Here is a 20,460-nt window from a genome sequence, read left to right on the forward strand (position 1 = left end):
AAGCAACACTGACGCCGGATCGCGCCATGAAGATGACTGCCCTCGAAACGCTGCGCGTTCCACCGTTTGAGAACCTTTTGTGGCTGCGCATCGAGACCGACGAGGGCATCGTCGGGCTCGGCGAGGCGAGCAAGGCGCCGGCGAGCGTCGCAGCCTACCTCCACGAGTGGTGCGCACCGCGGCTCATCGGCGAGGACCCGCGCGCCATCCCGGCGCGACGGGCGAGCCTCGTTCCCTACCTCGGCTGGGGCGCGGCAGGGGTCGAGACGCGGGCGGTCTCCGCCGTCGACATCGCCCTGTGGGACATCCTCGGCAAGGCGACGACGCTGCCCGTCGCCGACGCGCTCGGCGGGCGCGCGCGCTCGTCCATCCGCACGTACAACACGTGCGCCGGGGCGGGGTACATGCGCCGCGCGCTCGGCCAGCGCACCGCGAACTACGCGCTCGGCGCCGAGGGCGCCTACGAGGACCTTGACGGCTTCCTCCACCGTGCCGACGAGCTTGCCCACTCGCTCTTGGAGGAGGGCATTACGGGGATGAAGATCTGGCCCTTCGACGCCGCGGCCGAGCGCTCCGGGGGGTGGGACATCAGCGCCGACGAGCTCGTCACGGCGCTCGAGCCGTTCGAGAAGATCCGGGTCGCCGTCGGCGACAGGATGGACATCATGGTCGAGTTCCATTCCCTGTGGTCCCTGCCGATGGCCAAGCGCCTCGCCCGGGCCCTCACGGAGTACGACACCTATTGGCATGAGGACCCGTTCCGCCTCGACAACCCCGCGGACATCGCGGACTACGCTCCCCATAGCGAAGCACACGTTTGCGTCTCCGAGACGCTGTCCACAATCCATCACTTCCGTGAGGCGCTGGCGACTGGCGCGGTGGGCGTCGCGATGTTCGACCTCGGATGGTGCGGCGGCTTCACCGACGCGCGCAAGATCGCAGCCCTCGCCGAGGCCTGGCGCGTGCCGGTTGCCCCGCACGATTGCACGGGGCCGGTCGGCTACGCGGCTGGGTCTCACCTTGCCATGCACGTGCCCAACGCCCTGGTGATGGAGAGCGTTCGCGCGTTCTACAAGGGTTGGTACAACGACCTCGTCACCGGGCTGCCGACCGTGGCGAACGGGATGCTGACGCTGCATGAGGCGCCTGGCCACGGCATCGAGCTCCTGTCCGACGTCGCCAGCCGCGAGGGCGTCGTCGTGCAGCGCACCACCGCCGCTGACCTTTAAGGGGCGCTCGCCCGTCCTTGTCAGGGGCGCTCGCCCTTTTAAGGGGGCGCTCGCCCGTCCTTGCGAGCGCGGTGGCGGCCGCGTACATCGGGCCTCTTCGAGCAGGAGCTGCGACGTGAGAGCCGAGACCCAGTCCCTCGTAGATGAGATCGAGCAGGCACTCAGCCTGCTGAGGAGGCATCTTTGACTGGGACGAGTCCAACAAACGCCTCGCCGAGCTGAACGCCGCCGCGGAGAACCCCTCGTTGTGGGACGATCCGGGCCGCGCCCAGGGCCTCATGCAGGAGCGCCAGCGGCTCGAGACGCAGATCGCGGTGATCAACACCATCGCGCGGGAGCTGTCCGACGCCACCGAGCTCATCGAGCTCGGCGAGGCGGAGGACGACCGCGCCGTCGTCGAGGAGGCGGAGGCCTCGCTCGTGCGGCTGAAGGCGGAGCTCGGACGCAAGCAGGTCGCCGCGCTCCTGTCGGGCGAGGCCGACGCCAACGACGGGTACGTCGAGATCCACTCGGGCGCCGGTGGGACCGAGTCGCAGGACTGGGCGGCGATGCTGCTGCGCATGTACGTGCGCTGGGCCGAGCAAGCCGGCTTCAAGGTCGCGACGCTGGAGTACAACGACGGCGAGGAGGCGGGCATCAAGTCGGCCACCATCGAGGTGAAGGGCGAGAACGCCTACGGCTGGCTGAAGACCGAGTCCGGCGTCCACCGCCTCGTACGCATCTCGCCCTACGACAGCCAGGCACGGCGGCACACCTCGTTCGCCTCGGTGTGGGTCTACCCGGTCGTCGACGACCGCATCGAGGTGGACATCAACGAGGGCGACGTGCGCGTCGACACCTACCGTGCGTCGGGCGCTGGCGGGCAGCACGTCAACACCACCGACTCGGCGGTGCGGCTGACGCACCTGCCCACAGGGATCGTGGTCGCGTGCCAGAACGAGCGCTCGCAGCACAAGAACCGCGCGACGGCGTGGGACATGCTGCGCGCGCGGCTCTACGAGGCGGAGCTCAAGAAGCGCGAGGAGGCGGCGCAGGCAGAGGCGGACTCCAAGACCGAGATCGGCTGGGGCCACCAGATCCGCTCCTACGTGCTGCAGCCCTACCAGCTCGTGAAGGACCTCAGGACCGGCATGGAGTCCACCGCGCCCGACGACGTCCTGGACGGCGAGCTGACCCCCTTCATGGAGGCCGCGCTCGCTCAGCGTGCCTACGGCACGGAGGAGGAGGTCGCGGACGTCGATTGATCGCCGGGCTCGCGGGGCACCGGCACCGTGTCCTGCGCAGATGGGATCCCGCCGCGCGAACGAGATGGGCGCGCGGCGCCGTGGACCGGCTCGCTCGTGGGAGGGCTCCGCAGGACGGCCGCGTGCTTACGCCGGAGGATTTGCGAGAGCGGTTTATCGTTAGGAAGGCGCCGACCGGACTTCGGCGCTTCCTCGACCGCCATCGCAACCGGGTCGTGCGCTTCCTCGACCACGTCGCCCATGCGCGCCGTCGCCACCCGCACCGAGGAGGATCCGGCGAACTCCTTGACCCTCGTGAAGCTCCGCGATCCGCCTCCGGCTTCGCCGCATCGTGGCTTAGCTGTGATGCGCGAACATCGGACCCGACGCCCATCGACGCCGCTGCCATGGAGCGTTCCGCGCCTTGCGTCGGCAGGTGGCGTGCGGTGGTGCGCTCGAGGGGTCGCAGCTGAAGCCCGCCGCTCAACGGCAGGCGCCGTTCGCCGGCCAAAAGGCGCCTAGCGGACGCGTGCTGACGTGATATCAACCATGCGTTGCTGAACTCGAACGGGCCGTCCCCGCCTTCACGGATCGAGCTTGCCATGCTTGCGACCCTGCTCACCAAGCGGCCGTCCCTCGAGACGGCGATGTCGGCGCTCGACCGGCGGCGGCTGAAGCTGCCGGTCCTCAGCCTCGCCGCACTCTACAAGGACTACGCGAGCCGACCGGTCACGTTCTACGAGATGCCGCTCGGCCCGTGGTCGTCGCCGCTGGCCGACGTGGCCGCGCTCGCCAAGATCGCCGTGTGCGCGCGTCCGAAGCGTCTGCTCGAGGTCGGCAGCTATCGCGGGTACACGACGCTGATGCTCGCCAGGCACACGGACGCGGACGCGAGGATCGTCGCCGTCGACCGGGATCCGCGGCACGGCGAGGCTTACCGGGGCACCGAGTTCGCCGACAAGGTGGAGCGGCGGGTGGCGCAGGTAGAGACCGCAGCCTTCAGGGACGATGCCCCGCGCAGCTACGACCTCATCTTCGTCGACGCCGATCACGCCTACGAGAAGGTGCGCGAGGACACCCAACTCCTCCTGCCGCTCCTCGCACCGAACGGGATCTTCGTTTGGCACGACTACGCCAACTGGGGGCGGTTCTCCCGGACCAACGGCGTCCCTGAGTTGTTGGCCGAGCTCGCCCTCGACCGGCCCATCGCGGCGATCGCCGGGTCGTGGCTCGCCGCCCATTCGCCTGCCTGGGCGCACGGCGCCGATCGCGCGCGCTACGAGGCGGCCTGCCGCGCCGGGGCGGAGAGCGCGGTCAACGCCGACCCTTGGTCCGTCGCCACCGTCAGGGGCTGAGGACGCCTCGCTGAACCGGAGCAGGATGTTCGTGCCGCGGGGTTCAAGACCGGGCACCCGCCGATGAGGCCATGCTTGCCACGGCACGCAATGGGGACTAGGCGTTCAGCGCCCGCTCGATGGAGGCCCCATGGCCCGCTCCTACTCCCTGCCGCTCATTCTCGCCTGCGGCTCGGGGATCGCCCTGATCTCCCTCGGCGAGCGCTCCTCGTTCGGCCTCTTCCAGAACGACCTGGTCGCGTCCCGGGAATGGGGGCGAGAGACGTTCGCGTTCGCCTTCGCGCTGCAGAACCTCGTGTGGGGCCTCGGTCAGCCCATCGCGGGGGCGCTCGCGGACCGCTACGGCTCGGCGCGCGTCCTCGCCGTCGGCGGCCTCGCCTACGCGCTCGCCCTCGTGGGGACGGTGCACGTGGAGGGCGCGCTCGCGACGCACGTGATGTTCGGCGTGCTCCTCGGGCTCGCGATGTCGGCGAGCTCGTTCACCATCGTCCTGTCCGCGTTCGGGCGCCTGGTCACTCCGGCCAAGCGCTCGCTCGCCTTCGGCGTCGGCACCGCGGCGGGCTCGCTCGGCATGTTCGTGTTCGGTCCGCTCGGCGCGGTCCTGATCAGCAACGGCGGATGGGCCCAGGCGATGCTGATCTTCGCCGTCATCTCGCTCCTCGTCGTGCCGCTCGCGATCCCGCTGCAGGGGCGGGCGCCCGAGGGCACCGGGCCGCAGCAGTCCCTGTCCGAGGCGCTCAGGGAGGCGCTCGCCTACAAGAGCTACGTCCTGCTCGTGTTCGGCTTCTTCGTGTGCGGCTTCCACGTCGCCTTCATCATCGCGCACATGCCGGCCTACCTCGAGGACGTCGGCCTCGGCACAGCGCTCGGCGGGACGGCGATCGCGCTCATCGGGCTGTTCAACGTGGCCGGCTCGCTCGCCGCGGGCGCCGTCGGACAGCGCTACTCCAAGTCCTACTCGCTGTCGGTGCTCTACCTCCTGCGCTCCGCCGCCATCATGGGGTTCGTGCTGACGCCGATCTCGGGGACCAGCGTCATCCTCTTCTCCTGCGCCATGGGGCTCCTGTGGCTGTCCACGGTGCCCCTGACGTCGGGCCTCGTCGCCGTGATGTTCGGCCCGCGGTACATGGCGACGCTGTTCGGCGTGGTGTTCTTCTCCCACCAGGTGGGATCGTTCGTCGGCGTCTGGCTCGGCGGAGAGATCTACGCGCGCACGGGATCCTACGACATGCTGTGGTGGATCGGCGTCGCGCTCGGCGTCATCGCGGCGCTGGTGCACCTGCCGATCCGCGACGCGCCGGCGCCGAGGCTCGCTGCCGCGCCGGCCTGAGCGAGGGGCCGTTCCTGCCACGGGTGCCAGCCGTCATGGCACGGGCAGCACCAGGCAGGTGGAGGTGGCGTGCGCGTACACCTTGCCGTCGTCGTCGGTCAGTCGGGCCTCGGTCAGCGCGACCCGGCGACCGCGGGTGACGATGGTCCCCACCGCGGTCAGCGCCGGTCCATCGGCCGCGATGGCGCGGGTGAAGTTCACCTTCAGCTCCAGCGTCGTGAACGACTCGCCCCGACCGAGGCTGAGGACCGTGGCGCAACCGAGGGCGCTGTCGAGCACGGCGGCCGCCCATCCGCCGTGCACGCCGCCCATGGGGTTGAGGAAGCGCTCGTTCGGCTGACCACGAAAGACGACGTGGTCGGGCTCGACGGCGACCAGAGCGAAGTCGAGCGTCCGTCCCATGGAGGGGTCAGCGCCCTCCTCGAGCCATCGGCGCAGGCGCTCGAGCCCGCTCGGCCCTTGGGGTCCCGCCGCGCCGGCATCGGCGCTGGGTCTCATGTCCTGCATTGCCGTGTCCTCACTTGTCGTCCCCGAGCCGCCGCACGACTATATGCTTGTCATGACGCTCAAGCCGACCTCCGATCCCTTGACCGCAGATGCACGGCACGAGCCGACGTCGCTGCCGTGCACGTGCCTGCGCCTGCGCCGCATCGCGCGGCAGGTCACGAACCTTTACGACGGAGCGTTGGCGCAGAACGGGGTCTCGATCGTCACCTACGCCGTCCTGTCGGCGCTGTCGCGGGAGGAGCCGCTGACGTTGTCGGCGCTTGCGGAGCGAGTGGGGACGGACCGCACGACGCTGTCCAGGACGGTCGAGCGCATGCGGCTCGTCGAGCTCGTCGCCGCCGCGCCCGGCGACGACCGCCGCGAGCGGCGGCTCAGCCTCACCGCGCACGGGCGCGACACGGCCGCGGCCGCACGGCGCTCGTGGCGCGAGACCGAGGCTGAGCTCGTCACACGCTACGGTGCCGAGCGGCTCGCCAAGCTGCACGCGCTGCTCGCTGAGCTGGAGCAGGCGGCCGGGCATACCGCGGACGCGGACGTCGCTCAGGTGGGCTGACGGGCCGCCTCCAACGCCTCGAACCTTGCAAGGTACGCCTGCTCGACCTCCCGCGTCGGCCGGGCCGCGAGGAGCGTCACCAGACGGTCGGGCTCGAGGACGGGGGCGCCGAAGATTGCTCGCGCCTCCTTCGGGGCGAAGCCGGCGAGCGTCACCGCCTCGTGGTAGGCCGCGATGGTGTCGGCCGCCTTGACGGCGCGCTGGCGGGCGCCGGTCGCGTCGTGCGGGAGGGCGAAGCGTAGCGCGACCGCGTCGGCGATGCGCGCCTCGACGCTGACGTACGCCTCGCCGATCACCGCCTTGAAGGGGGAGATGAGGTCGCCGATGACGTACTCTGGTGCGTCATGGAGCAGCGCGGCGAGCCGGTCGGCCGGGCTCGCCGGGACGATCTCGCCGAGGATGGCTTCGACCAGGAGGGAGTGCTGCGCCACCGAGTAGGGGTGCTCGCCCACGGTCTGTCCGTTCCACCGCGCGACCCGGGCGAGGCCGTGCGCGATGTCGCGGATCTCGATGTCGAGGGGCGAGGGGTCGAGGAGGTTGAGCCTGCGGCCCGACAGCATGCGCTGCCACGCCCGGCGCGCCGTGGCCGGTTCCGCCCGCTCGCGAGCCCTCAAGCGTCGGTCCCGGCGTCCGTGGGCTCGGCGAGCGCGAACGGCGCACCGGGGGGTGGGGAGAGGCGCACGCGGGTGCCGCCGACGTCCGCCTCGGACCCGGTGCGGTCGATGCGCACGAGCGCGAGGCCGCGCCGCCCGACCACCGTGCCGAGCCGTCCGACGACCCGGCCGCCCGCGCTGACCGGCGCGCCGGACTCCAGCGGCGCGTCGGCTGCCGCGATCACGGTGCGGCGCCTCGCGGTGCCGCGGTGTCGCATGCGCGAGACGACCTCCTGCCCGACGAAGCAGCCCTTGGCGAAGTCGACGCCCCCGGTGAGGTCCATGTTCGCGTCGTGCGGGAAGGCGTCGCCGAGCTCGAAGTCGAGCACCGCGTCGGGCACGCCGGCCGCGATGCGGGCCGCGTGGTACTCCTCGTCGTCGTCGGCTCCGTGGACGGAGGCGACGGCGCGTCCGCCGAGCCCGTCCGCCCGGGGGTCGGCCGGGCCTTCGCCGACGACGACGCGCTCGTCCGTGCGTTCCACCGTGACCGCAGCGCGCAGCTTGTAGAGCGACAGCCGGCGTTGGAGGTCGTCGGCAATGGAGGAGGGGACGTCGAGCGCCACGCGGTCGGGCAGTGCGTGGGCGAACAGGTCGGTCACGACCTTGCCCTGGGGAGTGAGGAGGGCGCCGTAGGCGAGGTCGCCGGGTCGCAGCGTCGCGGTGCGGCACGACACCAGCCCGTCCAGGAAGGCGAGGCGGTCCGCGCCGGACACCGACACCACGCTGCGGCCCGAGAGGATGCCCATCGTCCCTACTCCAGATCGCCGGCCGCGAAGTAGCGCACCCGACCGTCGCGCCCGATGCCGACGCGGAAAAACGTGTAGCGACCCTGCCGCTCCATCTCCTCGACGTCGATGGAGGTCAGGATCCGGTAAAGCTCCACGTAGTGCGGCGCCTCGAGCTCGGCGAGCGGCACCTCCGCGAAGTACGGCCAGACGTAGGTCCCGTCCTTCTCGAGGTGGACGTGGCCGGCTTCGAGGAGCTCGATGAGGATGGCGAGGATCTCGCGCCCTTCCCGGTCGCCGGACTGGCGCTTGAGGAAGGCGATCGGATCGTCGACGCCGCCCATGGCAGAGACGAGCGGCGGCAGCGCCTGCCCCTCGAACAACGGCCTGAGCGCCTCGACGTCGCCGGTTCGGGCCGCCCCGAGCAAGGCGTCGCGGGTCGCGGCGACGGGTTCGGGCAGCGTCGCCGCCGCCCAGCTCACGTCGGCGAGGCGGGCGCGCGCGGGGGGAGGCGTGGCAAGGACCTCCTCGTCGGCCGCATGGGGGTCCTCGTCGCCGACGCCTCCGGGGTCGGGCTCGATGGCCCGGTGTTCCGATGGAGGTCGTGGCTCCGCCGCCTCACCCTCGGGGACGGACGCCGGCGTCACCGCCTCGCCGTTCGACGGCGGGCTCGGCCTGCGCTCGATGGCCGGCGGCAGGTCGGACTTGCCACCCTCAGTCGGCCGGACGGGACCCATGGTGGCGCCGACCTCGGCCGCGCGTGCCCGCTCCGGTTCCGCCTTCTGGGGCGCGTACGCCGCTGCGCCGACCACGGAGGCGATCGCGCCGACGATCGCGGTTGCCATCCTTGCCGTATGCCGGCCAAATGCGGTGGGGTGCATGGGCGAGCCTCCTCTCCTCACGCCTGGCGACCATCCCATGCCAGGCACCGAATAGCACCTTCGCAAGAGCGAACCCACACGTGATGAGGGATCCTGCCGCGTGACGCCCCTCGCCTTCATCGCGCTCGGCATGCTGGGCGGCGTGTTCGTCACCGCGCCCGTCGGCCCGGTGAACGTCATGATCATGCAGCGCGCGTTCCGCTACGGCTTCCCGGTCGGGCTCGCTGCTGGGCTCGGCGCGTCGCTCGCCGACCTGCTGTTCGCCACGGCGGCGGTGTTCGGGGTCTCCACCGTCGCAGCCTTCGTGGAGGGGCACGCGCGGCTGCTCCAGCTCGCGGGCGGCGTGCTGGTGGTCCTGTTCGGCGCCCGCATCCTGTGGCGCCAGCCCGGCTTCGGCGCGCCGTTGCCAGTGGAGGGGGCGCGCAAGGGGGCGCTTCGCACGGCCGTCACCACGTTCTTCCTCACCATCGCGAACCCTGCGACGATCTTTGGCTTCCTCGCCTACTTCGGCGCGCTCGGCGAGTGGAAGCCGCAGAAGGGGGATGTCGTCGGCCTCGCTCAGCTTCTGCTCGGGGTCGCCATCGGCACGCTCGGCTGGTGGTGCGGGCTCGCCGCCATCGTCACCCGCCTTCGCGTCCGGCTCGACGAGGGCGCGCTTGCCAAGGTCAACGTCGTCGCCGGAGCGATCCTCGTGGCGTTCGGGGCGCTCATCCTCGGCCGGTTGTCCGTCACGTACTTCAACGTCATCTGAGGGGCGGCGCCGGGCCGCCCCGGACGAGGAGGTTGCGCATGTGCGGTCGCTACCAGCTCACCATGCCCGCGGACGCGGTGCGGCGACTGTTCGCCGTGGCGGTCGAGGTCGAGCCGTTCCCGCCGCGCTACAACATCGCGCCGACCCAGCCGGTCCACGTCGTGCGCGAGGGCCCGAAGGGTCGCGAGCTCGCCCTGATGCGGTGGGGCCTCCTGCCGAGCTGGGTGAAGGATCCGACGAACTTCCCACTGCTCATCAACGCTCGCGCCGAGACGGCGGCGGACAAGCCGGCGTTCCGCAACGCACTGCGACGCCGTCGCGTGCTCCTGCCGGCTACCGGGTTCTACGAGTGGGCCCGCGAGGGGAGCGGCAAGGGCGCACGCAAGGTGCCCATGCTGTTCACCGCCGACGGACCCCTCGCGCTCGCCGGGCTCGCCGAGACCTGGCAAGGGCCGAACGGTGAGGAGGTCGACACCGTCGCGATCCTCACCGGCGAGGCGCGCGGCCTGGCGGCGACGGTCCACACGCGCATGCCGTTGACGGTGCCAGCCGAAGCGTTCGCCCGCTGGCTCGACCCTGCCAACGACGATGCGATCGAGGCGCTCGGCTGGACCGCGCGCGTGGACCACGCGATGCGGCCTGTTTCGGAGCGCCTCGGCAACGCACGGCTCGAGGGCGCCGGACTGATGGCGGCCGACGACCGGCCCGAGCCGGCCGCGCCCTCGCCCGAGGAGAAGCAGCCGACGCTCCTGTGAGCTCACCCCTCAGGCAGGACGCGCCCCGGGTTCATCAAGCCGGCGGGATCGAGGGCACGCTTCAGAGTGCGCATGAGGTCGAGCTCGACCGCGTCGCGCACGCCGGCGACGAGCGGCGCCTTGAGCCGGCCGATGCCGTGCTCGGCCGCGATGGAGCCGCCGTAGCGCTTCACCACGGCGTGGACCGCCTCGTTCATCGCCTCCCAGCGCGACAGGTACTCGGCCTTGTCCGCGCCCTCGGGCTGGGAGACGTTGAAGTGGATGTTGCCGTCGCCGAGGTGGCCGAACGGGATCGGCCGCGCCCCAGGCACCACGGAGAGCGCCGCGGCGGTGGCGTCCGCGAGGAACGCCGGCACCTTCGCGACCGGAACCGACACGTCGTGCTTGATGGAGCCGCCGGCGACGGACTGGGCCTCCGACATCAGCTCGCGCAGCCGCCACAGCTCGCGTGCCTCGGCGAGGGACTGTGAGATCACCGCATCCGCGATCAGACCGTCCTCGTAGGCCCGCGCCAGCACCGCCTCGAGCGCCTCGCGCATGGAGCGCTCGGGCAGCATCGTCGACGCCTCCACGAGGACGGCCCACTCCGGCACAGGGCTGAACGGGCGTCGCGTGTCGGGGGTGTGCCTGGCGACGACCTCGAGGCCCAGGCGTGGGACGAGCTCGTAGGCGGTCAGTGCGTCGCCGAGCGCACCGCGCACGCGCCGCAGCAGGGCGAGCGCCGCGTCAGGGTCGGCCACCGCGGCCATCGCGACGTCGAGGGCATGGGGCTTCGGCCGCAGCTTGAGCACCGCGCGGGTGACGATGCCGAGCGTGCCCTCGGCGCCGATGAACAGGTGCTTGAGGTCGTAGCCCACGTTGTCCTTGTGCAGCGCGCGCAGTCCGTTCCAGACGCGTCCGTCCGGCAGCACCACCTCGAGCCCGAGGACCTGATCGCGCATGTTGCCGTAGGCGAGGACGCCGACACCTCCCGCGTTGGTGGCGATGAGGCCGCCGATGCGCGCCGAGCCCTTCGAGGCGAGCGAGACGGGGAACAGCAGCCCCGCGGCGTCCGCCGCCTCGTGTACGTCGGAGAGGATCGCGCCCGCCTCCACCGTGACCGAGGCACCCTCCTGGTCGACCGGGCTGATGCGCGACATCCTCGTCAGCGAGACGACGACCTCCGCGCCATGCTCGTGCGGGATCTGCCCGCCCACGAGCCCGGTGTTGCCGCCCTGGGGCACCAGGGCGACGCCAAGTTCCGCCGCGTGAACGACCATCCGCGCTACCTCGGAGGTGTCGCGCGGCCGCAGCACGAACGGTGTCACGCCTCGGTAGAGGTCGCGCCACTCCTTGAGGTAGGGCGCCATCAGCTCACGGTCGGACAGGATCGCGCCCTCGCCGAGGTCACGCGCGATCGCCTCGTGGTACCGCTCGATGGTGCCCCGCTGGGCGAGGGTCGGCGCTTCGGGCACGGGCGGGCTCCGCTTGCTCTCGTTCAGGGCCACCTTTATGTAGGACATCCTTCGCGGCGCGCCCGCGACCCCGCGCGCTGAAGGCTTCTTGATGAACGGCTCCGGCATTCTCGCGGGCAAGCGCGGACTGATCCTCGGGGTTGCCAACAAGATGTCCATCGCCTGGGGGATCGCCCAGGCGGCCCGTGAGCAGGGCGCCGAGCTTGCGCTGACGTACCAGGGCGAGGCGCTGAAGAAGCGCGTCGAGCCGCTCGCCGCCTCGCTCGACGCCATCGTGGCCGGCCACCTCGACGTGACCGACACCGCATCCGTCGACGCCGTGTTCGACCACGTCCGTGCCGAGTGGGGCGGGCTGGACTTCGTGGTCCACGCCATCGCGTTCTCCGACAAGGGCGAGCTCACCGGGCGCTACCTCGAGACGAGCGCGGACAACTTCACCCGCTCGCTCCTCGTCTCCTGCTACTCCTTCACCGACATCGCGCGCCGCGCCGAGCCGCTGATGGGGGAGGGCGGGTCGCTCCTGACGCTCACGTACTACGGCGCCGAGAAGGTGATGCCGCACTACAACGTCATGGGCGTTGCCAAGGCCGCGCTCGAGGCGTCGGTGCGCTACCTTGCGGCGGACCTCGGCCCGTCGGGCATCCGCGTGAACGCGCTGTCGGCAGGGCCCATCAAGACGCTGGCCGCGTCCGGCATCGGCGACTTCCGCTACATCTTGAAGTGGAACGAGTACAACGCGCCGCTGCGCCGCTCGGTGTCGACCGAGGAGGTGGGCAGCGCCGCCGCCTACCTCGTGTCCCCGCTCGCACGCGGCGTCACCGGCGAGGTGCACCACGTGGACTGCGGCTACCACGTCGTCGGCATGAAGGCGGTGGACGCGCCGGACATCACCAAGGTCGTCGCGGCGGGCGACTGATGCTGCCGGACGGCGTGCGCCTGTTCCACATTCGCCACGGCGAGACGGACTGGAACGCCGAGGCCCGGCTGCAGGGCCAGCTCGACATCCCGATCAACGCGCGCGGGCGCGGACAGGCGATCGCCAACGGCGAGCGTCTTGCGGCGCGGCTGTGGGACGAGGGCATGCCGCCGGAGGCCCTCGCCTACGTCTCCTCGCCCCTCGGCCGCTCGCGCGAGACGATGGCGTTGGTGCGCGCCGTGCTTGGCCTCGACGGGTGCGCTGCGACGGACGACCGCCTCAAAGAGGTCGCGTTCGGCGCCTGGTCGGGCCACACCTACGCCGAGCTGAGCGCCGCAGGCGAGCGCAAGCGCGTTGCGGAGCGCAAGCGCGACAAGTGGAGCTTCCGCCCGCCCGGAGGCGAGACCTACGCCGACCTTGCCGACCGGATCGGCGCCTGGCTGGAAACCGTCGAGGGCGACACGCTGGCAGTAAGTCACGGGGGCGTCCACCGCGTACTCTACGGGCACCTGTGCGGCACGCCGTGGCATGAGGTGCCCGGCTTGCCGGCGCCCCAGGACCGCGTCTTCGTGTTTGCCGATGGGGCTGTGGAGGACTTCTGATGAGCCACAACACCTTCGGGCACCTCTTCCGCGTCACGACGTTCGGCGAAAGCCACGGACCGATGATCGGCGGCGTCGTCGATGGTTGCCCGCCGGGCGTGGCGCTCGATCCGGCGACGATCCAAGGCTTCATGGATCGCCGCCGCCCCGGCCAGAGCCGCCACACCACGCAGCGGCGCGAGCCGGACACGGTGCGCCTCGTCTCCGGCGTGCTCCCCGGCGACGATGGCGCTTTGACGACGACAGGGACGCCCATCGCCATCGTCATCGAGAACGTCGATCAGCGGTCCAAGGACTACTCGAAGATCGCCGACCGTTACCGCCCTGGGCACGCGGACTACACCTACGACGTCAAGTACGGCTTGCGCGACGTCGCCGGTGGCGGCCGCTCGTCGGCGCGGGAGACCGCGGTGCGCGTGGCAGCCGGTGCGGTCGCGCGAGCGGTCCTGTCGAACGTCGTCATCCGCGCGGCGCTGGTCGAGCTCGGCGGGGACGCCGCCGAGGCGCGCGACTGGGAGCACACCGCCTGCAATGACTTCTTCTGCCCCGACGCTGCAGCGGCGGAACGCTGGGCGGAGCGGCTCGACGAGGTGCGCCGCGCCGGCTCCTCCGTCGGTGCGGTGGTGGAGGTGGAGGCCCACGGCGTCCCCGCCGGGTGGGGCGCGCCGATCTACGGCAAGCTCGACCAGGACCTCGCGGCGGCGATGATGTCGATCAATGCGGTGAAGGGCGTGGAGGTCGGCGACGGGTTCGCCGCGGCGCGCCTTACGGGAGAGGACAACGCCGACGAGATGACGATGGGCTCGGATGGTCCGACCTTCACCTCGAACCGCGCCGGGGGCGTGCTCGGCGGCATCTCCACCGGGGCGCCCATCGTGGTGCGCTTCGCGGTCAAGCCGACGTCGTCGATCCGCACGCCCCGGCGATCGGTGACGAGGTCGGGCGAGGAGGTCGACGTCTCGACTACGGGGCGCCACGATCCCTGCGTCGGCATCCGCGCGGTGCCCGTCGGCGAGGCGATGATGGCGATCGTGCTCGCCGACCACTACCTGCGCGACCGCGGCCAGACGGGGGGACACCATTGAGCGATATGGCGGGGCGCATGGCCGCGGCGCTGCGCGCCTTCGAGCGCGGCGAGCTGGTGGTCGTCACCGACGACGACGACCGCGAGAACGAGGGCGACCTCATCTGCGCGGCAAGCCTCGCGACGCCGGACAAGCTCGCCTTCATGGTCCGCCACACCTCCGGGATCGTATGCGCGCCCATGAGCCGGGAGAACGCGCGGCGGCTCAGCCTGTCGCCCATGGTGGCCGACAACGACGCACCGCTCGCGACCGCCTTCACCGTCTCCGTCGACGTCAAGCACGGGCTCACCACCGGGATCGCCGCCGAGGAGCGCACCAACACGGTGCGCGCCCTCGCCAACCCCAACTCGGGCGCGGCGGACTTCGTGCGGCCGGGCCACGTGTTCCCGCTGATCGCGCGCGACGGCGGCGTCCTCATCCGCTCGGGCCACACCGAGGCGGCGGTCGACCTGTGCGCCCTCGCCGGTCTACCGCCCGTCGGCGTCCTCTCCGAGCTCGTCAACGACGACGGCACCGTGATGCGAGGTCCCGAGGTCAGCCGCTTCGCCGAGGCGAACGGGCTGACGCAGATCTCGCTCAACGACATCATCGCCTGGCGCCAGCGGCATGAGCGGCTGGTGGAGCGCGTCCTCGACGAGCCACGTCAGCTCGAGGGGGGTACCGCCCGCGTGGTCAGCTACCAGACGCCGTTCGACGCGATGCAGCACCTCGCGGTGGTGATCGGGGACATCCGCGACGGCGCCGACGTGCCGGTGCGGCTCGTGCGCGAGCACGTGGTCGACCACGTGTTCGGCACCATCGGGCCGAAGGCGATGCTTCAGCGCTTCCGCGAGGAGGGACGCGGCATCCTCGTCTACCTCAGGGACGGCGGGGTCGGCGTCGCGCCGTCCGCGGTGGTCGCCGATCGCGACGAGGCGCACGACAGCGCCCAGGCGCGGGTGCGCGAGTGGCGCGAGGTCGGGCTCGGCGCGCAGATCCTGCGCGACCTCGGCATCTCCTCGATCCGGCTGCACTCGACGCAGGACCGGCGCTACGTCGGGCTGGAGGGCTTCGGCATCACGATCAGCGCGACCGAGACGGTCGGCGAGCCCGGCTGACGTGCACGGGCCGCCGCCCGACGGACCGGGGTCGGAACCGCCGCCCGGACCACGCGCCTTCGCCACCGGCTACAAGGTGCACTCGGGGGACATGATGGTCTACGGCGGCGGTGCGATGACCGTCGTCGGGGTGCTCGCCTCGGTGGTGAACGGGGCGCCGGTGTTCCTGCTGGCGAGCGTCGTCGGCTCGCTTTCGGCGCTGTACTTCTGGCCGACCATCGACCCGCGCCGACCGCAGCTCGGCGCCAGCGTGCAGGGGATCTACATCGCCCGCGTCGGCATCATCCCGTGGGCGAACGTCGGCGAGATGCGCGTCGAGCACCACGCCCTGCGCACCATGCATCTTGCGACGCTCGTGGTCGTGCCGCGCGTGCCCCTCGCCGAGGCGGTCGCGCGACGCGAGGTGCTTCCCCTCGCCGAGCGCTACGCGGCGCGCAACGCGCGGGTGCGCGCGAACGTCGTGCGCGTGTCGCTCCACACCCTCGCGATGCCCATCGCGGAGGTCGAGGCTCGGCTCGTGGCGCTGCGCTCGGCCGCCGGGCACGGCTGACGCGCTCAGTCGACCCGCGGTCGTTGGGCGAGGCCGAGGTGCTGGAAGCCGGCGAGGCGCGACGGCCGGCGCGCGGACATGCGCCGCGAGTTCACGCCGGCCCAGGAGATCTCCCCCGAAAGCCGGCCGTACTCGATCTTCGGGCAGCGGTTCTGAATGACCGTGACGCCGGCGGTCTCGGCGCGCGCCGCCGCCGCATCGTTCCGCACGCCGAGCTGGAGCCACAGGACCTTGGGCGGCCGCTCGAGCGCCAACAGCTCATCGACGATGCCGGGTACGGCGTCCGAGGCCCGGAACACGTCGACCATGTCGACGGGGATCGGGACGTCGGCGAGCGTGGCGTAGGCCGTGCGTCCGTTGATGGCGCCGCCCGCGTGCCCTGGGTTGATGGGGTGGACCTCGTAGCCCTTGTCCATCAGGTAGCGCATGACGAAGGAGGACGGGCGGTTCGGGTTCGCCGAGGCGCCGACCATCGCGATGGTCCGTGCCTCGGCGAGGATCGTTTCGACCAGCGCATCGTCGTAGCGCTCGTGATGCGCAGCGCTCGTCTCGCTCACGCGTCGGTCCAACGCCCGGGCCGCTTCTGGCCGAACGCTGCGAGGCCCTCGCGGCCGTCGGCGAGCGCGAGGTTCGCGACCATGGCGCGGGAGGCCCGAGCGTAGGCCTCGGCCAACGGCAGCCCCGCCTGCTCCTGGACCGCGTGCTTGCCAAGGGCGAGCACCGCCGCGGACTTTCCAGCGAGCCTGTCCGCCAGCGCCGCGGCCTCCTCGACGAGCCGCTCGGCGGGGACCACGCGGTTGACGAGGCCGATGCGCGCGGCGTGCTCGGCGTCCACGACGTCGCCGGTCATCAGCATCTCCGCGGCGTGCTTGGCGGGAACCGTGCGCGTCAGCGGAACGGCGGGCGTCGAGCAGTACAGCCCGTAGGTCACGCCGGTGGTGCCGAACGTCGCCGCCTCGGACGCGACGGCGAGGTCGCAGGCGGCGACGAGCTGACACCCCGCCGCGACCGCGACGGCGTGGACCTCGGCGATCACCGGCTGCCGCGCCGTCGCGATCGCGAGCATCAGGTCCGAGCACGCCGCGAAGAGGTCGGTGAAGTAGGCGCTGCCGCCGTCGGGATCGCCGTGGTGGGACGACATCGCCTTCATGTCGTGGCCGACGCAGAACGCCGGCCCATCGGCGGCGACGATGATGACCCGCGCGTCGGGGGCGTCGAGCGCCGCCTTGAGCGCCGCCATCATTTCGAACGTTAGGAGATTGCGCTGCAGCCCGCGGTTCATCACGATGCGCCGCACCTCGCCCTCGTCCCTCACCAGGACGTGGGGGGCCTCGGACGAGTTGGTGTGACGGGCCGGCGCATCCATGGACGAACCAAAGCCCCGCGCCGCCCGACAGTCAATGACCTTGTCCGAGATCCGCGACTACCTCGCCGCCGAGTTCCCGCAGGTGTTCGAGTCCAACGACATCACCGTCGATGCCGCGGCCGGCGGCGTTGCGACCATGCGCCTCCTGCCGGCTGAAAAGCACCTGCGGCCAGGTGGCATCATCTCCGGTCCCACCCTGATGATGCTCGCGGACGCTGCGGCCTACGCCGCGCTCCTGTCCCTTTCGGACGGGGCCAAGATGGCCGTCACCACCAACCTCAACATCTCGTTCCTCCGCGCGGCGCCCCCCGGCGCGCCGATCCGCCAGTCCGCCACCGTGGTGAAGGCCGGACGACGCCTCGCCGTCGTCGTCGCCGAGGCCTTCGATCCTGCCGAGGCGCTCCTCGCCCACACGACGATGACCTACGCGATGCCGGGCAGCGATGCGCGCGTGGTAAGCTGATACCTCAAGGCCAACTCCTTGCTGTTGCTGACATTTTCGATCGCGCTTGACGGTCCGGCGTGAAGCCCCCATAGACCGCCCACGCCACCGCGGCACCCTTCAGAACCGGAAGCTCACATGGTCACCCGATCCGCAAAGCCTGCGGAGGTCGAGAAGCACTGGGTCGTCATTGACGCCACCAACCTCGTCGTCGGCCGCCTCGCGGCGCAGGTGGCGCTGCGCCTTCGCGGCAAGCACCGCCCGATCTTTACGCCGCACGTCGACTGCGGCGACAACGTCATCATCGTCAACGCCGAGAAGGTGGCCTTCACCGGCCGCAAGGTCGAGCAGCAGGTGTACTACAAGCACACCGGCTACCCAGGCGGCATCAAGGAGCGCTCGGCCAAGCAGATTTTGGAAGGTCGCTTCCCCGAGCGCGTCATCGAGGCGGCCATCAAGCGCATGATGCCTCGCGGTCCGCTCGGCCGGCAGCAGATGAAGAACCTGCGTGTCTATGCCGGACCCGACCATCCCCACGCCGCGCAGCAGCCGGTGACGGTCGACGTCGGCGCGCAGAACACGAAGAACGTGAGGGCGCAGTGAGCGATACCACAGTCTCGTCGCTGGAGGAGCTCGGCTCCGCCATGGGTCAGGGTACGGCGGCCGAGGCGACGACGTCGGTCCACGTCCAGAAGCTCGACCCTCATGGGCGCGCCTACGCCACCGGCAAACGCAAGGACGCGGTGGCCCGGGTCTGGGTGAAGCCAGGGCAGGGGCGCATCATGGTCAACACCAAGCCCTACGAGGAGTACTTCGCGCGTCCCGTGCTGCAGATGGTGATCCGCCAGCCGCTCCTGGTGGCCGCGCGCGACGGTCAGTTCGACATCATGGCGACGGTGTCGGGCGGTGGGCTGTCCGGCCAGGCCGGCGCGGTGCGCCACGGCATCTCCAAGGCGCTGACGCACTACGAGCCGGGACTGCGGCCGGCGCTGAAGCGCGTCGGCTTTCTCACCCGGGACGCGCGCGTCGTCGAGCGCAAGAAGTACGGTCGCCGCAAGGCCCGTCGCTCGTTCCAGTTCTCCAAGCGCTGAGGCCATCGCGAGGCGAGGATCGAGCCCGGCGCCCGCGCCGGGCTCTTTTCGTTGGGAGACCGTCATGCTGTCCGCTGCCGTCTACGGCGCTTCGGGGTACACCGGGGCTGAACTCGTCCGCCTGCTGCTGCGCCACGGTGAGGTGCGCATCGCCGCGCTGTCGGCCGATAGCAACGCGGGGCGGCGCATGGGCGAGCTGTTCGGGCAGTTCGGCGGGCTCGACCTGCCGATGTTGTCCACCATCACGCAAGTCGACCTGTCCGAAGTGGACGTCCTGTTCTGCGCGCTGCCGCACGGGACGACGCAGACCGCCATCGCCGATGCGCTGCGCGCCAAGCCGACGCTCAAGGTGGTCGACCTGTCCGCCGATTTCCGGCTCACCGACCCCGCCGCCTACGCGCGCTGGTACGGTCACGAGCACCTCGCGCCGCAGCTGCAGGACGAGGCGGTCTACGGACTGACGGAGGTTCACCGCGATGCGATCCGCGGCACGCGCCTCGTCGCCAACCCCGGATGCCACACGACGACCGCGCTGCTGCCTCTGATCCCGCTGGTCGCCGCCGACGCCATCGACACGGACACCATCGTCGTCACGTCCGCCACCGGCATGTCGGGGGCGGGGCGGGGGGCGAAGGTCGGCATGCTGTTCTCGGAGGTGTCGGAGGGCTATCATGCGTACGGTGTCGCCAACCATCGCCACACGTCCGAGCTCGACCAGGAGCTTTCACGGGCGGCGGGACGCGAGGTCCTCGTCACCTTCACGCCGCACCTCGTGCCAATGAACCGGGGCATCTACGCGACCATCACCGCGCACGGTGACGCGGCACGAATGCACGCGATCCTCTCCGAGCACTACGCCGACGAGCCGTTCGTCACCGTGCTGCGGTTCGGCGAGGTCCCGCAGTCGCGCCACGTTCGGGGCTCCAACACGACGCACGTGGGCGTGGTTGCCGATCGCGTCCCCGGCAAGGCACTCATCTTCTCGACGCTCGACAACCTGGTGAAGGGCGCGTCCGGCCAGGCGGTGCAGAACATGAACCTCGTGTTCGGCCTCGACGAGGGCACGGGGCTGCGGCAGCTCGCGCTGTTTCCCTGAGGTTGCGGGAGGAACCTGCCCGCCGATCGCCCTGTTCGGGGGCATGGCCACCGCTCAAGCGTCCCACCACCCCCTGCACCGCGCGACGCAGCGCCTCGCCCACTCGAACGTGGGCGTCGGCCTGCTGTCCATGGGCGAGAGCACGGTGGTGCCCATCCCGCTCGAGGCGGTGATCGTGCCGCTCATGGTCGCCTACCCGCGCCGCGCGTGGGCGATCGCCGTGGCGGCGCTCGTCGGGTGCCTCATCGGTGCGACGCTGTTCTACTACGTCGGACATCTGCTGTTCGAGCCCGTCGTAGCACCCCTCCTCGACGCCCTGTCGCTGCGTCAAAGCTACGAGGAGGCGCTCGCCGAGATCTCCGGCAGCGGTTACTTCTGGGCGGTGTTCCTGGTCTCGGTCGGGCCGGTGCCGCTCCAGCTTGCTACCCTCGGCGCTGGGGCGACAGATGCGGGCTACGCGGTCTTCATCAGCGCCATCGCCGTCTCACGCGCCATCCGCTACCTCGGCCTCGCGCTCCTGTGCAACCTGCTCGGTCAGCGCGTCCAACGGCTCAACGTGCCGCGCTGGGTGACGATCACGGGCGGAATCGCCTTCCTCCTCGCCGTGTGGGCCGGCCTCACCTTCCTGCTGTAGAAGCGCACTGCGCCCTGTTGCCGGTCCGCGCGACGCATCGGACCAGACGATGGGCCGCATGGGGCCGGCGAACGTGCCGTCGCCGACCTCCGACAGGCGTTCGGTGTCCGCGCATCGATCCGTCCCACGAGGGCGTAAGACGGTGTCGAAGCAACACCTACGGTC

At 71.2% G+C, this 20,460-nt stretch carries 24 protein-coding genes; 17 read left to right on the forward strand and 7 right to left on the reverse strand.

Translation table 11 applies throughout. The features are described from left to right. Positions 1-26: 26 nt before the first annotated feature. The 4 genes from ACOOE8_RS13830 to ACOOE8_RS13845 all read left to right on the forward strand — a co-directional run bounded on the left by ACOOE8_RS13830 (position 27) and on the right by ACOOE8_RS13845 (position 5,137). Positions 27-1,229, forward strand: coding sequence for a mandelate racemase/muconate lactonizing enzyme family protein (locus ACOOE8_RS13830; protein WP_420392030.1), 1,203 nt, complete (start codon positions 27-29; stop codon positions 1,227-1,229). Between the two features lie 115 nt (positions 1,230-1,344). Continuing rightward, positions 1,345-2,473 (forward strand): peptide chain release factor 2 gene (gene prfB, locus ACOOE8_RS13835; protein ID WP_420392031.1). Its coding sequence is split into 2 segments (ribosomal slippage): positions 1,345-1,413 and positions 1,415-2,473, totalling 1,128 coding nucleotides; the frame shifts between segments, so codons are not numbered across the junction. 581 nt (positions 2,474-3,054) lie between these two features. Further along, entirely contained in the window at positions 3,055-3,807 is a 753-nt protein-coding gene (locus ACOOE8_RS13840; protein ID WP_420392032.1) for a class I SAM-dependent methyltransferase, read from the forward strand. 130 nt (positions 3,808-3,937) lie between these two features. Further along, positions 3,938-5,137 carry an MFS transporter gene (locus tag ACOOE8_RS13845; protein WP_420392033.1) on the forward strand — a complete coding sequence of 400 codons (1,200 nt, stop codon included), beginning with the start codon at positions 3,938-3,940 and terminating at the stop codon, positions 5,135-5,137. 33 nt (positions 5,138-5,170) lie between these two features. On the opposite strand, the gene ACOOE8_RS13850 is transcribed toward ACOOE8_RS13845, so the two are convergent. Next, positions 5,171-5,644, reverse strand: a complete 474-nt coding sequence (locus tag ACOOE8_RS13850; RefSeq protein ID WP_420392034.1) for a PaaI family thioesterase — start codon at positions 5,642-5,644, stop codon at positions 5,171-5,173. 52 nt (positions 5,645-5,696) lie between these two features. Here ACOOE8_RS13850 and ACOOE8_RS13855 point away from each other — a divergent pair, with 52 nt between their 5' ends. Beyond that, a complete protein-coding gene (locus ACOOE8_RS13855) occupies positions 5,697-6,197 on the forward strand; it encodes a MarR family winged helix-turn-helix transcriptional regulator (protein WP_420392035.1) in 501 nt (166 codons plus the stop codon). Here the strand turns inward: ACOOE8_RS13855 and ACOOE8_RS13860 are convergent. The 3 genes from ACOOE8_RS13860 to ACOOE8_RS13870 are packed head-to-tail and all read right to left on the reverse strand — an operon-like array spanning position 6,185 to position 8,420. After that, positions 6,185-6,757 carry a YfbR-like 5'-deoxynucleotidase gene (locus ACOOE8_RS13860; protein ID WP_420394710.1) on the reverse strand — a complete coding sequence of 191 codons (573 nt, stop codon included), beginning with the start codon at positions 6,755-6,757 and terminating at the stop codon, positions 6,185-6,187. The genes ACOOE8_RS13855 and ACOOE8_RS13860 overlap by 13 nt on opposite strands. A gap of 50 nt (positions 6,758-6,807) precedes the next feature. Next, entirely contained in the window at positions 6,808-7,596 is a 789-nt protein-coding gene (locus tag ACOOE8_RS13865; RefSeq protein ID WP_420392036.1) for a YgfZ/GcvT domain-containing protein, read from the reverse strand. A gap of 5 nt (positions 7,597-7,601) precedes the next feature. Beyond that, positions 7,602-8,420, reverse strand: a complete 819-nt coding sequence (locus ACOOE8_RS13870; protein ID WP_420392037.1) for a hypothetical protein — start codon at positions 8,418-8,420, stop codon at positions 7,602-7,604. Positions 8,421-8,556: 136 nt separating this feature from the next. Between ACOOE8_RS13870 and ACOOE8_RS13875 the strand changes: the two genes are divergently transcribed. Continuing rightward, the gene (locus tag ACOOE8_RS13875) at positions 8,557-9,207 is read left to right on the forward strand and encodes a LysE family translocator (RefSeq protein ID WP_420392038.1); all 651 of its coding nucleotides are present in this window, start codon (positions 8,557-8,559) and stop codon (positions 9,205-9,207) included. 38 nt (positions 9,208-9,245) lie between these two features. Further along, positions 9,246-9,962 (forward strand): SOS response-associated peptidase, encoded by a 717-nt coding sequence (locus ACOOE8_RS13880; protein ID WP_420392039.1) that lies wholly within the window; start codon positions 9,246-9,248, stop codon positions 9,960-9,962. Between the two features lie 2 nt (positions 9,963-9,964). Here the strand turns inward: ACOOE8_RS13880 and ACOOE8_RS13885 are convergent, their stop codons facing one another. Then, positions 9,965-11,416 (reverse strand): FAD-binding oxidoreductase, encoded by a 1,452-nt coding sequence (locus ACOOE8_RS13885; protein WP_420392040.1) that lies wholly within the window; start codon positions 11,414-11,416, stop codon positions 9,965-9,967. Between the two features lie 91 nt (positions 11,417-11,507). Here ACOOE8_RS13885 and fabI point away from each other — a divergent pair, with 91 nt between their 5' ends. From fabI to ACOOE8_RS13910, 5 genes are read left to right on the forward strand one after another with little or no spacing between them, the layout of a single operon-like run. Further along, a complete protein-coding gene (gene fabI, locus ACOOE8_RS13890; RefSeq protein WP_420392041.1) occupies positions 11,508-12,332 on the forward strand; it encodes an enoyl-ACP reductase FabI in 825 nt (274 codons plus the stop codon). Next, positions 12,332-12,934 (forward strand): histidine phosphatase family protein, encoded by a 603-nt coding sequence (locus ACOOE8_RS13895; RefSeq protein ID WP_420392042.1) that lies wholly within the window; start codon positions 12,332-12,334, stop codon positions 12,932-12,934. Before fabI ends, ACOOE8_RS13895 begins: the two co-directional genes overlap by 1 nt. Next, the gene (aroC, locus tag ACOOE8_RS13900; protein WP_420392043.1) at positions 12,934-14,019 is read left to right on the forward strand and encodes a chorismate synthase; all 1,086 of its coding nucleotides are present in this window, start codon (positions 12,934-12,936) and stop codon (positions 14,017-14,019) included. Before ACOOE8_RS13895 ends, aroC begins: the two co-directional genes overlap by 1 nt. 5 nt (positions 14,020-14,024) lie before the next feature. Next, entirely contained in the window at positions 14,025-15,116 is a 1,092-nt protein-coding gene (gene ribB / locus ACOOE8_RS13905; RefSeq protein ID WP_420394711.1) for a 3,4-dihydroxy-2-butanone-4-phosphate synthase, read from the forward strand. A 1-nt stretch (position 15,117) separates the two neighbouring features. After that, positions 15,118-15,666: a hypothetical protein gene (locus ACOOE8_RS13910; protein WP_420392044.1), complete on the forward strand. Its 549-nt coding sequence runs from the start codon at positions 15,118-15,120 to the stop codon at positions 15,664-15,666. A gap of 5 nt (positions 15,667-15,671) precedes the next feature. On the opposite strand, the gene ACOOE8_RS13915 is transcribed toward ACOOE8_RS13910, so the two are convergent. Next, complete coding sequence (locus tag ACOOE8_RS13915; RefSeq protein WP_420392045.1) at positions 15,672-16,223, reverse strand: CoA-binding protein; 552 nt, start codon at positions 16,221-16,223, stop codon at positions 15,672-15,674. After that, positions 16,220-17,032: an enoyl-CoA hydratase-related protein gene (locus ACOOE8_RS13920; protein ID WP_420392046.1), complete on the reverse strand. Its 813-nt coding sequence runs from the start codon at positions 17,030-17,032 to the stop codon at positions 16,220-16,222. Before ACOOE8_RS13920 ends, ACOOE8_RS13915 begins: the two co-directional genes overlap by 4 nt. Before the next feature lie 34 nt (positions 17,033-17,066). Between ACOOE8_RS13920 and ACOOE8_RS13925 the strand changes: the two genes are divergently transcribed. From ACOOE8_RS13925 to ACOOE8_RS13945, 5 genes are all read left to right on the forward strand, one after another. Further along, positions 17,067-17,495 carry a PaaI family thioesterase gene (locus ACOOE8_RS13925; RefSeq protein ID WP_420392047.1) on the forward strand — a complete coding sequence of 143 codons (429 nt, stop codon included), beginning with the start codon at positions 17,067-17,069 and terminating at the stop codon, positions 17,493-17,495. Positions 17,496-17,612: 117 nt separating this feature from the next. Beyond that, positions 17,613-18,077 carry a 50S ribosomal protein L13 gene (rplM, locus tag ACOOE8_RS13930; RefSeq protein ID WP_420392048.1) on the forward strand — a complete coding sequence of 155 codons (465 nt, stop codon included), beginning with the start codon at positions 17,613-17,615 and terminating at the stop codon, positions 18,075-18,077. Positions 18,078-18,118: 41 nt separating this feature from the next. Continuing rightward, positions 18,119-18,565, forward strand: a complete 447-nt coding sequence (gene rpsI / locus ACOOE8_RS13935; RefSeq protein ID WP_420394712.1) for a 30S ribosomal protein S9 — start codon at positions 18,119-18,121, stop codon at positions 18,563-18,565. Between the two features lie 64 nt (positions 18,566-18,629). Continuing rightward, positions 18,630-19,661 (forward strand): N-acetyl-gamma-glutamyl-phosphate reductase, encoded by a 1,032-nt coding sequence (gene argC, locus ACOOE8_RS13940; protein ID WP_420392049.1) that lies wholly within the window; start codon positions 18,630-18,632, stop codon positions 19,659-19,661. A gap of 43 nt (positions 19,662-19,704) precedes the next feature. Continuing rightward, a complete protein-coding gene (locus ACOOE8_RS13945) occupies positions 19,705-20,295 on the forward strand; it encodes a YqaA family protein (RefSeq protein WP_420392050.1) in 591 nt (196 codons plus the stop codon). Positions 20,296-20,460 lie beyond the last annotated feature (165 nt).

The organism is Acuticoccus sp. (assembly GCF_965213555.1).
Classification (GTDB): domain Bacteria; phylum Pseudomonadota; class Alphaproteobacteria; order Rhizobiales; family Amorphaceae; genus Acuticoccus.

Bases quoted from the DNA above. Each gene is read 5' to 3' on its own strand.
- ACOOE8_RS13830 (WP_420392030.1), top strand. From the start codon at position 27: ATGAAGATGACTGCCCTCGAAACGCTGCGCGTTCCACCGTTTGAGAAC.
- ACOOE8_RS13840 (WP_420392032.1), top strand. From the start codon at position 3,055: ATGCTTGCGACCCTGCTCACCAAGCGGCCGTCCCTCGAGACGGCGATG.
- ACOOE8_RS13845 (WP_420392033.1), top strand. From the start codon at position 3,938: ATGGCCCGCTCCTACTCCCTGCCGCTCATTCTCGCCTGCGGCTCGGGG.
- ACOOE8_RS13850 (WP_420392034.1), bottom strand. From the start codon at position 5,644: ATGCAGGACATGAGACCCAGCGCCGATGCCGGCGCGGCGGGACCCCAA.
- ACOOE8_RS13855 (WP_420392035.1), top strand. From the start codon at position 5,697: ATGACGCTCAAGCCGACCTCCGATCCCTTGACCGCAGATGCACGGCAC.
- ACOOE8_RS13860 (WP_420394710.1), bottom strand. From the start codon at position 6,757: ATGCTGTCGGGCCGCAGGCTCAACCTCCTCGACCCCTCGCCCCTCGAC.
- ACOOE8_RS13865 (WP_420392036.1), bottom strand. From the start codon at position 7,596: ATGGGCATCCTCTCGGGCCGCAGCGTGGTGTCGGTGTCCGGCGCGGAC.
- ACOOE8_RS13870 (WP_420392037.1), bottom strand. From the start codon at position 8,420: ATGGCAACCGCGATCGTCGGCGCGATCGCCTCCGTGGTCGGCGCAGCG.
- ACOOE8_RS13880 (WP_420392039.1), top strand. From the start codon at position 9,246: ATGTGCGGTCGCTACCAGCTCACCATGCCCGCGGACGCGGTGCGGCGA.
- fabI (WP_420392041.1), top strand. From the start codon at position 11,508: ATGAACGGCTCCGGCATTCTCGCGGGCAAGCGCGGACTGATCCTCGGG.
- ACOOE8_RS13895 (WP_420392042.1), top strand. From the start codon at position 12,332: ATGCTGCCGGACGGCGTGCGCCTGTTCCACATTCGCCACGGCGAGACG.
- aroC (WP_420392043.1), top strand. From the start codon at position 12,934: ATGAGCCACAACACCTTCGGGCACCTCTTCCGCGTCACGACGTTCGGC.
- ribB (WP_420394711.1), top strand. From the start codon at position 14,025: ATGGCGGGGCGCATGGCCGCGGCGCTGCGCGCCTTCGAGCGCGGCGAG.
- ACOOE8_RS13920 (WP_420392046.1), bottom strand. From the start codon at position 17,032: ATGGATGCGCCGGCCCGTCACACCAACTCGTCCGAGGCCCCCCACGTC.
- ACOOE8_RS13925 (WP_420392047.1), top strand. From the start codon at position 17,067: ATGACCTTGTCCGAGATCCGCGACTACCTCGCCGCCGAGTTCCCGCAG.
- rplM (WP_420392048.1), top strand. From the start codon at position 17,613: ATGGTCACCCGATCCGCAAAGCCTGCGGAGGTCGAGAAGCACTGGGTC.
- rpsI (WP_420394712.1), top strand. From the start codon at position 18,119: ATGGGTCAGGGTACGGCGGCCGAGGCGACGACGTCGGTCCACGTCCAG.
- argC (WP_420392049.1), top strand. From the start codon at position 18,630: ATGCTGTCCGCTGCCGTCTACGGCGCTTCGGGGTACACCGGGGCTGAA.
- ACOOE8_RS13945 (WP_420392050.1), top strand. From the start codon at position 19,705: ATGGCCACCGCTCAAGCGTCCCACCACCCCCTGCACCGCGCGACGCAG.